Below are 10,687 nucleotides of genomic sequence, written 5' to 3'. Positions count from 1 at the left end.
CCCCTACCGTACCCAACACAGCCGTGAGGCTAATCATGACAAGCAGCACCGAGGCCGTGCCGATTTCCTGGTCCACCGGCGAATACGCGAGGCCCGAGCCGTACAGGAACCCACCCAGTAGGCCGGCAACGGCGCCTCCGAGGGTGCCGGCCAGGGTAGTCGCGAGGGCGGCGGATAACCCCGAGTCACCGCGTCCAGCCAGAGGCGGTGTCGGCGTTAGGTCGGGCGTAGGAATGGCCCGGGTCGACCGCTCTGCATCGGTGGCCGGGACCGCCGTCGACACCTCGGCGATGAACCGGTAGCCGTGGCGCGGGACGGTTTCGATGAACCGGGGATTCGCGACGTCGTCGCCGAGCTGCCGGCGAATCTCCTTGACGCACTGCGTGAGGGCGCTGTCGCTGACGACCACATCGTTCCAGACCTCCTCGAAGAAACGCTCTTTGTGGACGAGCCGGCCCTGCTCGCGCACCAGCAGGACCAGCGCGTCGAAATACCGGGTGTTCAGGTCCAGGCGGTGTTCGCCGTCGCGCAGCTCCCGGTTCGAGGCGTCGAGCGAGAAGCCGCCGAAGCGGTAGATCGGGATTTCCTGCACGATGTGTCCGAAATGATCAGTGCTTATGAAATGCTCAGAGATCGCTCATGCCGCTCACACGGTTTCGGGGCATATTGGGGCAATGTACGATCTCCCCCAGATGCTAACCCGAATAACGACACGTCCAACATGACAATGAACGATAACATCGCGGCGGCGATAGGAGATCCGGCGGGTCTCGAACGCCTCTATCGAAACGCACAGGCCGAAGGAAACGAAGCCTCTTTTAAGGAGGCGCTCCGGGAGAGTGTCGCCGCGCACCCGGGCGACGTGCTCCTTCTGGCCTGGGTCCACCGGCTCGATGTGGCGGTCGCCGAAAAAGAAGAAGCCGCCGGCGATCGGCACTGGCTACCGCTCATCGGTGGGAGCGTGGTGCTCGGCGTGATGAGCGCCCTACTTGCGGGGGGGAAACCCCCGGTGCCGGCCCCAGGGGAAGCCAGCACGGTGTTCTGGGTGAGCTGGGGACCCCTGATGGCGCTTGGACTCCTCGCCTACCTGGCCTGGGTCCAGCGGGCGACCGAAAACGTAAAACGCTACGCCGTGGCGGCGGTGGCCGTCGTCGCGTTGGCGCTTTATGTGGGCTTGGTTTTTGGTGGCCGGACGGGGGACGCGGCCGATCTCGTTGCGGTGCACCTCCCGCTCTTGTGCTGGGCGATTGTCGGAACGGCGCTTTGCCTCGGTTATCGGGACCGCGCGAGACAGGCCTACGGCTTTCTCGTCAAATCGGTCGAAAGCGTACTGACGGGAGGGATTTTTTTCGGCGGCGGTCTACTTTTCGTCGGCCTCACCGTGGGCATCTTCAAGGTGCTGGGGATTGAGCTGCCTGAAGAGGAACTGCTCGTTGTGGTGGCCTGGGGTGTCGGCACGATCCCCCTCCTCGCCATCGGGAGCGCCTATGACGCGACGCACGCGCCGGCGATGCAGGATGAAAACGCCGGCCTGACGCGCACGCTGCGCATCCTGACGCGGCTGATGCTGCCGCTCGCCCTCGGGGTTCTCGTCGTTTATGTGGTGTGGTTCATCCCCGCCTACTTCTGGAAGGCGTTCGAGGAGCGGGAAGTGCTGCTCGTCTATAACGCAACCATTATAGCTATCCTGATCTTGCTGACGGTCGTGATTTCTGGTCCCGTAGATGCCGGCCAGGGATCGTTCCTACGCTACGCCGTGCTGGCCCTTGGGGCGCTGACGCTGATCTTAAACGCCTATGCCCTGGCGGCCGTGGTCAGCCGGGCGCTCGATGCCGGCCTGACGCCCAATCGCTTCACCGTCATCGGCTGGAACGTGACGACGCTGGCGATTCTGGTGTCGAGTGGCGTGCGGTTGTGGATCCATCGCCGGTTGTCCTGGATGCCGGTTCTGCGCGAATCGATGGGCTGGCTCGTCGCCCCGGCGGCCATCTGGATGGTGGTGCTGTTGGTGGTGTTGCCGTTGTTCGGGTAGCCGGCGTAGGACGCGATGAGTTGTTTACGGGCTGCGAAATCATTACCCTGAAAGGCTGTTGAAGAATCCCACATCCCTCCTGGCGTCTCGCGCTTTCCATCGGGACAGGTGTCGCGCCCCATGATACATGTCCTGAATGGCAACCGCTCACTCCGATTCTGTGGACGGTGTCTGTGGGTATGGTTGATGCCTACCTCCTGAATGAAAGCAGTCACAGATTTGAACTGGCGGACGTTGCTCGCGGTGTCTATAGGGGCGATAGCGCTCGTCGCGTTCGGGGTAGTCTGGTATATTCTGTCCGCCCCCATGGTGGTGGCCTACAGCGTAGAGACACATGACCTGGTACAGCAGATTGTTGCCAGCGGACGTGTGATTACGAACTCACGCGCGCACGTCGGCAGCGAGATCGTCGGAGTGGTTGTGGAGCGCCGTGTCGATGAAGGCGATCATGTCGAAGCCGGCGATATACTCATCACGCTCCGATCCGAAGAGCTTCTGGCCAGGGTTAACGAGGCGCGTGCCTCCCTGGAGCAATTGCGGACGATTACCCGCCCCGAGGCGGAGAACCAGGTTGTGGATGCCAGGCTTCGCCAGGCACAGGCCGAGCGCGAGAATGCCCGTACTCAGGCACTGTACGGGAACGGCCATGTACCGGCAGAGGCGGCCGAGCAATCGGAGCAGGCGGAGCAGATCGCACGCGCGGCGACGGAACGTGCCCTGCTACAGGTTGAGGCCCTCGCGTCGGGGGGTGTTGAAGAAGCCATCCGCAAGGAACGTCTGGCGAACGCCGAGGCGGTACTGGCGAAAACGACGATTCGCGCCGTGGCCTCGGGGACGGTGCTGTCGCGCGAGGTAGAGCCTGGCGATCTCGTGCAACCCGGTAGCGTATTGATGGAGATTGCCCGCGACGGCTATCGCGAATTGCTGGTGCCGTTCGACGAGCGTCATCTTTCGAGTCTGTCCGTGGGTGATAAAGCGCATTCTATCGCCGACGCCTACCCCGATCGTCCGTTCGCGGCAACGGTCTCGATCATCGCGCCGACGATCGATGCGGCGCGCGGTACCGTCGATGTGCGTCTGTCGATCGACGAGGAGCCGGCGTTCCTTCAGCCGAATATGACGGTTTCCGTCAGCGTCGAAACGGATGCCCGTACGCAGGCTCTGGTGGTGCCAAACGACGTACTGCGCAGCGTTTCGGGCACTAAGGCCGAGATCATGCGCGTTCGGAACGGTCGTGCCGAGGCGGTCGAGGTTGACCTGGGCCTGCGCGGGATGCTGCAATCGGAGATCGTGAGCGGTGTGAACGCCGGCGACGAAGTGATATCGGATAGGGCGATCGCGGCCGGCCAGCGCGTGCGTCCGCGCAGGGAACCGCAACCTGCCGCAGCCGCACCGATCGCGGATCGGGAATCTCCCCTCATCAATCCGTGATCGCCGATGTGGATTCTGTGGCACATCGCCGTGCAGTTGCTCCGGGATAGCAAGGCCCAGACCACGATGATGGTCATCGGTATCATGGTTGGGGCGGCGGTGGTCGTCTTCATCAGCGCGCTGATATCCGGCCTGCAGGCGAACATCATCGACCGCACGTTAGGATCGCAGGCGCATATCCGACTCCTGCCGCTCGAGGAAGTCAATCTCTTTGCCCCGCCGTCGAACGCCGCCGCCGTTCCACTCATCCTCGAAGACCCACGGCCCCAGCGGTTGCGCGCGATCAGCAATTGGAGCGTGCTGGTCGATGCGCTGGACAGGATGCCGGCTGTGACAGCCGTATCTCCCATGGTGGTCGGGCCAGCGCTCGCTCAACGCGGCATGGCCACGCGCTCGGTCACGCTAATAGGCGCTAACCCCGAGCGGGTGCGCCCGATTCTGCCCATTGCCGATAACATGGTTGCAGGCCGCTACCAGTTGAATGCGGGCGATGCGTTGCTGGGTCGTCAGCTCGCGGATGATCTCGGCGTCTCGGTCGGTGGACGGATCCGCCTGGAGGCCGGCCCGGATCGTTCTGTAGTGATGACGGTCGCCGGGGTTTTTGAGCTGGGCGTGGGCGATATCGATAGCCGATTCCTGATGATGGATATCGATCAAACGCGTACGCTGCTGAACCTTCCGGGTGGAGTAACGACGATTGAGCTGGCCGTCGGCGAGGTGTTCGAAGCCGAGCGGCTCGCCGTTCGCCTCGGAGCGCTGACCGGACTCCGTGCGGAAAGCTGGATGGAGAGTAATGCGCAGTTGCTGAACGCACTGAGTTCGCAGTCGCTGTCATCGAATATGATCGTGTTGTTCGTCTCCCTGTCGGTCGCCTTCGGCATCGCCAGTGTAATGAGTGTCAGCGTGGTCCAGCGCACGCGCGAAATCGGCATCCTGCGAGCGATGGGCATCGGTCAGAATCAGATTCTTGCCGTGTTCCTCATTCAAGGCGCACTGCTCGGCGTGGTGGGGGCGATGCTCGGCGACCTGGTGGGTTTTGGCCTGGTGCAGGCGTTCAATTACCTCGGGCCGAACCTGTTCTATATCGCATTCAGCCCCTGGCTGATCCTTCTGACGGTTCTCCTTTCTGCCGTCGCCGGCACCCTGGCCGCCGCGCTGCCAGCGCGCCGCGCGGCACGGCTCGACCCAGCAGTAGCCATTCGCCATGTTTGATTCCACCGATGAAGTGTTGCGCCTCGAGCAGGTGTGCAAGTCCTACGACATAGGCACACCGGTGGAAAACGAGGTACTGCACCGGATCGACCTCCGCCTGGAGCGTGGGGACTTCGCCAGTCTCGTCGGCCCGTCCGGCTCGGGCAAGAGTACGCTCCTGAACCTGATCGGTTTGCTCGACACGCCCACGTCGGGTGAGCTGTTCTTGCTCGATGAACCCACCCGCGCAATGGAAGACCGGGCGCGGACCCGCCTGCGCGGCGGCACCATCGGTTTCGTTTTTCAGTTTCATCATTTGATCCAGGCATTCACGGTACTCGAGAATGTCCTGATGCCGATCATGATCAGCGATGGCCGGCCGGACGCGCGGAGCATCGACCACGCGCGTGCGCTTCTCGTGGAAGTAGGGTTGGAACAGTATGCATCGCGTCACCCCGGCGAACTCTCCGGCGGGCAGCAACAACGCGTGGCCATCGCCAGAGCGCTGGTCGCCGGTCCGGCGCTGCTGCTCGCCGACGAGCCGACAGGTAACCTGGACACGGCCAGCGCCGACGAGGTCTTCGAATTGTTTCGTCGCTTCAACCGCGATCAGGGGTGTGCGGTATTGATCGTCAGCCACGATCCGCGCCTGTCAGCACGCTGCGAACGGGTCATCAGTCTGGTCGATGGCCGTGTCACCAGCGATGTGCGTCAGGTGGCCAGCTAGCTCTCGCCAGTTACTGACGGAGCCCGGCGAAGCGCCTTGATGTCCGGCGGCTCCAGGATGGTCTTCGGAGCCCCGGTCCGCACGGCCACCAACATCGCCTGCCCGACTTCTTTCGTGTTCAGGATGTACCCCGGAACGATCCGTCGCGCCAGCCAGACCACCGGTGCAAACACGACATACAGCGCGTTGTACCACGCTGTTTTCGAGCGCACCCCGTCCACCGGCTGGATGATGCCGGGCCGGAACATGTAGGCGGCTTTGAAGGGCATCGCCAGCAGGTCTTGCTCCGTCTTCCCTTTCACGCGGCTCCACATGGCCGAGGCGTTGCCGGTGCCCTGGCCGGAGACGTAGATGAAGGTCATCCCCGGGTTGAGCCGGGAGAGCAGCGCGCCGGCATGCACCGGCATGTCGTGGTTGATGCGCATGTACCCGGCCTCGTCAAGGCCCAGCACCGAGGCGCCCAGGCAGAAGAAACACGCGTCGAAGCCTTCGAGCCGGGAGGCCACGGGCGAGAGGTCCAGCAAATCCGCGTGGACCAGTTCCTGTAGCTTGGGGTGTGATTGCCCCGTTGCCTGTCGGCCAACGGTGAGCACGCGCTCGACATCGTCGGCGCGCAGGCACTCCTGCAACACGCCCTGGCCCACCATGCCGGTGGCTCCGAAGAGGATGATGTTCATGGGCTTTTTGGGGATAATATCGATGTCCCCGTATCCAATGCGCAAGGCGCCGGCGCTCTTGTAAGGCCCAGCCTATCCATCCTGCAAGGCCTTTCCGGCAATCCGCCGCCGAGCCCTTCCGGCCTGGAACGTCGCCCCGATCGAGCCGTATCTGTGCGCCGGCGCGTCGGGCGTATCGAAACGCACCGCATTGTTTAACCCCTCAGCGACATACAGAGTCCTCGTACCATGGAAGCAAAATGCCCCGTTAACCACGCAGCCGGCGGCCCCTCCAACCGCGACTGGTGGCCGAACCAGCTCAATCTCGACCTCCTGACCCAGCACTCCGAAAAGTCCAACCCGATGGGCGAGGATTTTAACTACGCTGACGCCTTTAAATCCCTCGACCTCGCCGCCGTCAAGCAGGACCTTGCGGCGCTGATGACCGACTCGCAGGACTGGTGGCCGGCCGACTTCGGGCACTACGGTCCGCTCTTCATCCGCATGGCCTGGCACAGCGCCGGCACCTACCGCACGGGCGACGGCCGTGGCGGCGGCGGCCGGGGACAGCAGCGGTTCGCGCCGCTCAATAGCTGGCCGGACAACGTCAGCCTCGACAAGGCGCGCCGCCTCCTCTGGCCGATCAAACAGAAATACGGGAAGAAGATCTCCTGGGCGGATCTCATGATCCTCGCCGGCAACGTCGCCCTCGAAACCATGGGCTTCAACACGTTCGGCTTCGCCGGCGGGCGGGCAGACGTGTGGGAGCCGGATCAGGACGTCTACTGGGGCGCCGAAAAGGTCTGGTTGGAGGACAAACGCTACTCCGGCGATCGTGACCTCGAAAACCCACTCGCGGCCGTCCAGATGGGCCTCATCTACGTCAACCCCGAGGGCCCGAATGGCACCCCGGACCCCCTCGCCGCCGCGCGCGACATCCGCGAGACCTTCGCACGCATGGCCATGAACGACGAAGAGACGGTAGCGCTCATCGCCGGCGGCCACACCTTCGGCAAAACCCACGGCGCTGCCCCGGCGACTCACGTGGGGGCAGACTCCGAGGCGGCCGGCATCGAAGAGCAGGGCCTCGGCTGGCGGAGCCGCTTCGGCTCGGGCATCGGTGGCGACTCGATCACAAGCGGCCTGGAGGTCACCTGGACTACCACGCCCACGAAGTGGAGTAATAACTTCTTCTGGAACCTGTTCAGCTTCGAGTGGGAGTTGACCAAGAGCCCCGCCGGCGCGCACCAGTGGACGCCGAAATACGGCATGGGCGCCGGCACGGTGCCACACGCGCACGATCCGTCCAAACGGATCGCGCCGGCGATGCTCACCACCGACCTCGCTCTGCGGTTCGACCCGATCTACGAAAAGATCTCCCGTCGTTTCATGGAGAACCCGGACGCATTCGCCGACGCGTTTGCCCGCGCCTGGTTCAAGCTGACCCACCGCGACATGGGGCCGCGCGCGCGGTACCTGGGTCCGGAAGTGCCGGCGGAAGAACTTATCTGGCAGGACCCGATCCCGGCGGTCAACCATCCGCTGATCGAAGCGAAGGACGTCGCCGTGCTGAAGAGCCAGCTCCTGGCGAGCGGCCTCTCCGTTTCCGAGTTGGTCTCGACGGCCTGGGCGTCCGCTTCCACCTTCCGCGGTTCCGACAAACGCGGCGGCGCGAACGGCGCCCGGATCCGCCTGGCCCCGCAGAAAGACTGGGAAGTCAACAACCCGAAGCAACTTTCCAGGGTGCTCACGACGCTGGAAGGTGTCCTGAGCACGTTTAACGCCTCGGCAGCCGGCGGGAAGAAGGTTTCGCTGGCCGACCTGATCGTGCTCGGCGGCTGCGCCGGCGTCGAACAGGCCGCGAAACATGCCGGCGTGGCGGTAACGGTGCCGTTCACCCCGGGCCGGATGGACGCGCTTGAAGAACAGACCGACGCGGCGTCCTTCGAGGTGCTCGAGCCTGTCGCGGACGGCTTCCGCAATTACCTCAAAGGCCGTTACACCGTGCCGGCCGAAACGCTGTTGATCGACAAAGCGCAGCTTCTGACCCTCACCGCGCCCCAGATGACGGTGCTCGTGGGGGGCCTGCGGGTGCTGGGCGCCAACGCCGGCGGAGCCAAACACGGCGTGTTCACCAACCGGCCGGGCGTGCTGACGAACGACTTCTTTGTACATCTGCTGGACATGGGCACGGCATGGAAAGAAGTCTCGCCGGACGCCGGCGTGTTCGAGGGCCGGGATCGGAAGACTGGTAAGGTGAAGTGGACAGGCACGCGGGTCGACCTTGTCTTTGGCTCCAGCTCTGTACTCCGCGCGCTGGCAGAGGTCTACGCCTGCCAGGATGGGCACACGAAGTTCGTGCACGACTTCGTCGCGGCGTGGGACAAGGTGATGAATCTGGACCGGTTCGACGTGGCATAATCGCCGGCACGGACATACTTCCGGATCGAGACGGCCTCAGCCGCCGGTGACAACGCCGGCGCTGGGGCCGTTTTCGTTTTACAAAGAGCGTTTTCCCGTCATGCTGAGACCCATTTCCTGGCTGCTCAGTAGTGATTTCTCAATCACGCATGTCACGCTGAGCCTCGCGAGGGGTCTTCTGAAACGTCATTCTGCGCAAAAGCGCCATAGCAGACGTATTGAAGGGTGGTTTCATACCCTTATCCGAAGTCATCCCGAGACCGAGAGCCCAGCTTCGCAGGGCTTTCTTATCGGGTATGACAAACCGTGTCCGACGTGATCGCGGCCTCAAAATAAGGGTCGTAGAGACGCCCCGGTGGGGCGTCTCCTGGCGGCGACGATTTTCCAGAAAGCTTTTCGAAAATCGGAAACCTTGCTGAGACGCCCCACCGGGGCGTCTCTGCATAAGATGTCATCCCGAGCCTGTCGAGGGACCTCTCGATCGTCCGGGGGGTCCCTCGACAGGCTCGGGATGACTCAATTAGTTGGGGTTTCGCTTCCCTGCCCGGTTTTTCGAGTACGTGTACGGTGGCGAAAAAGAACGAAATCAACCAGTCCCTCCTCGCGATTAGCCCCCTGTTTAGCCAGTTGCTCGCTACCGCCCGGAGTACGCTCGATCTCCCGTCGCCGGCTGCAGCGCTGGCCGGTATCTACACAGGGGCTTGGAGAGACCATGACGGCGCAGGATCTTCTGGAGGAGAGGCTCCGGGTGTCGGTCCTGGTTGCGGTGGTCCGGCCGGCCGAGCTTGTCGTATTGGACTTCGTAGTAACGATTTCAACACCCTGACTTTGTACTTCTGAAATCCTATACTCCTAATTGTCCTCCCATTAATTCGGCTGCACCACCATGTCTCGTCTTCTCCTCGCCCTGGGCCTGTTCACATATGTCGTTCTGCCGGCACTCCTCGCCGGCTGCACCTCCCCCGCCGGCCCCCCCAATATCGTCATCATTTTCGCCGACGACCTCGGCTACGGCGATCTCGGCGTATACGGCCACCCGACGATTCACACGCCCAACCTCGACCGGATGGCGGCCGAGGGGATGAAGTTCACCCAGTTCTACGCGGCCGCCTCGGTATGCACCCCCAGCCGCGCCGGCCTGCTCACCGGGCGCCTGCCCGTTCGCAGCGGGATGGCGGGTGAAACACGGCGCGTCCTCTTTCCGGACTCGAAGCTCGGCCTGCCCGCCGAAGAGATCACCCTCGCCGAGGCGCTGAAAGAAAGCGGCTATGCGACGGCCGCCATCGGCAAGTGGCACCTCGGGCACCTGCCGGCCTATCTGCCCACGGCGAACGGCTTCGACTACTACTTCGGCATCCCCTACTCGAACGACATGGACCGCGTCGTGGGCGGCGAATGGCAGGACCCGTTCTGGGAGCCGAAAAGCGAATACTGGAACGTCCCGCTCATGCGCGACGAGGAGATCATCGAACAACCGGCCGACCAGACGACAATCACCCGGCGCTATACGGAAGAGGCGATCCAGTTTATCCAGGAGCATCGGGACGGACCCTTCTTCGTCTACCTCGCCCACAGCATGCCACACGTCCCGCTGTTTACCTCCGACGCGTTCGCCGGCGCCAGCCGGCGCGGCCTGTACGGCGACGTGATCGAGGAACTCGACTGGAGCGTGGGGCAGGTGCTGAATACTCTCCGTCAGGAAGGCCTCGCTGAAAACACCCTCGTGTTTTTCACCAGCGACAACGGCCCCTGGCTGGTTTTCGATACCCACGGCGGCTCGGCCGGGTTGTTGCGCGGCGGAAAGGGGATGACGTGGGAAGGCGGGATGCGCGAACCTTCGCTGGCCTGGTGGCCCGGCACCATCGCGCCCGGGCAGGTCAGCACCGCGTTGACGTCCACGATGGATTATTTCACCACGGCGCTCGAACTAGCCGGTCGTGACGTGCCGGCCGACCGCGTCATCGACGGGCGCAGCCTCCTGCCGATCCTTCGGGGGGATACCGACCGAGAGATCCGCGACACCTATTTCTTCTACCGGGGGACAACCCTCCAGGCCGTCCGAAAAGGCTCCTGGAAAGCGCACTACATCACCCGGTGGGAATACGAGGCCGACGACCAGCGGATGGAGCACAACCCGCCGATGCTGTTTAATCTGGATGAGGATCCCTCGGAGCAATACGACCGCGCCGCGCTACATCCAGAAATTCTGGCCGACCTCGCCGGCGAGGT

8 protein-coding genes are annotated in these 10,687 nt (G+C 63.5%); 6 read left to right on the top strand and 2 right to left on the bottom strand.

Features of this window, described 5'->3' with window-relative positions; genetic code table 11:
- Positions 1 to 592, bottom strand: a 592-nt coding sequence (locus SH809_14015) for a winged helix-turn-helix domain-containing protein (GenBank protein ID MDZ4700820.1), incomplete at its 3' end; no start/stop codon positions are given.
- A gap of 135 nt (positions 593 to 727) precedes the next feature.
- Between SH809_14015 and SH809_14010 the strand changes: the two genes are divergently transcribed.
- The 4 genes from SH809_14010 (at position 728) to SH809_13995 (ending at position 5,381) form a co-directional block, all read left to right on the top strand.
- Entirely contained in the window at positions 728 to 2,032 is a 1,305-nt protein-coding gene (locus SH809_14010) for a hypothetical protein (GenBank protein MDZ4700819.1), read from the top strand.
- A 306-nt stretch (positions 2,033 to 2,338) separates the two neighbouring features.
- The gene (locus SH809_14005; protein ID MDZ4700818.1) at positions 2,339 to 3,463 is read left to right on the top strand and encodes an efflux RND transporter periplasmic adaptor subunit; all 1,125 of its coding nucleotides are present in this window, start codon (positions 2,339 to 2,341) and stop codon (positions 3,461 to 3,463) included.
- Positions 3,464 to 3,469: 6 nt separating this feature from the next.
- Entirely contained in the window at positions 3,470 to 4,675 is a 1,206-nt protein-coding gene (locus tag SH809_14000) for an FtsX-like permease family protein (protein MDZ4700817.1), read from the top strand.
- Positions 4,668 to 5,381, top strand: coding sequence for an ABC transporter ATP-binding protein (locus SH809_13995; protein ID MDZ4700816.1), 714 nt, complete (start codon positions 4,668 to 4,670; stop codon positions 5,379 to 5,381). The genes SH809_14000 and SH809_13995 overlap by 8 nt, the downstream gene beginning before the upstream one ends.
- On the opposite strand, the gene SH809_13990 is transcribed toward SH809_13995, so the two are convergent.
- On the bottom strand, positions 5,378 to 6,058 hold the full coding sequence (locus tag SH809_13990; GenBank protein MDZ4700815.1) for an NAD-dependent epimerase/dehydratase family protein: 681 nt from the start codon (positions 6,056 to 6,058) through the stop codon (positions 5,378 to 5,380). The genes SH809_13995 and SH809_13990 overlap by 4 nt on opposite strands.
- Before the next feature lie 228 nt (positions 6,059 to 6,286).
- On the opposite strand from SH809_13990, the gene katG reads away from it, so the two are divergent.
- Positions 6,287 to 8,458: a catalase/peroxidase HPI gene (katG, locus tag SH809_13985; protein MDZ4700814.1), complete on the top strand. Its 2,172-nt coding sequence runs from the start codon at positions 6,287 to 6,289 to the stop codon at positions 8,456 to 8,458.
- Between the two features lie 886 nt (positions 8,459 to 9,344).
- A partial coding sequence (locus SH809_13980; protein MDZ4700813.1) for a sulfatase occupies positions 9,345 to 10,687 on the top strand: 1,343 nt, incomplete at its 3' end.

It is taken from the genome of Rhodothermales bacterium (assembly GCA_034439735.1).
Classification (GTDB): Bacteria; Bacteroidota; Rhodothermia; order Rhodothermales; family JAHQVL01; genus JAWKNW01.
This window is presented reverse-complemented; position numbering and strand designations above follow the sequence as displayed.

What these genes read in the sequence shown, in the direction of transcription:
- SH809_14000 (MDZ4700817.1), top strand. Translation starts at nt 3,470, where the DNA reads ATGTGGATTCTGTGGCACATCGCCGTGCAGTTGCTCCGGGATAGCAAG.
- SH809_14005 (MDZ4700818.1), top strand. Translation starts at nt 2,339, where the DNA reads ATGGTGGTGGCCTACAGCGTAGAGACACATGACCTGGTACAGCAGATT.
- SH809_14010 (MDZ4700819.1), top strand. Translation starts at nt 728, where the DNA reads ATGAACGATAACATCGCGGCGGCGATAGGAGATCCGGCGGGTCTCGAA.
- SH809_13990 (MDZ4700815.1), bottom strand. Translation starts at nt 6,058, where the DNA reads ATGAACATCATCCTCTTCGGAGCCACCGGCATGGTGGGCCAGGGCGTG.
- katG (MDZ4700814.1), top strand. Translation starts at nt 6,287, where the DNA reads ATGGAAGCAAAATGCCCCGTTAACCACGCAGCCGGCGGCCCCTCCAAC.
- SH809_13995 (MDZ4700816.1), top strand. Translation starts at nt 4,668, where the DNA reads ATGTTTGATTCCACCGATGAAGTGTTGCGCCTCGAGCAGGTGTGCAAG.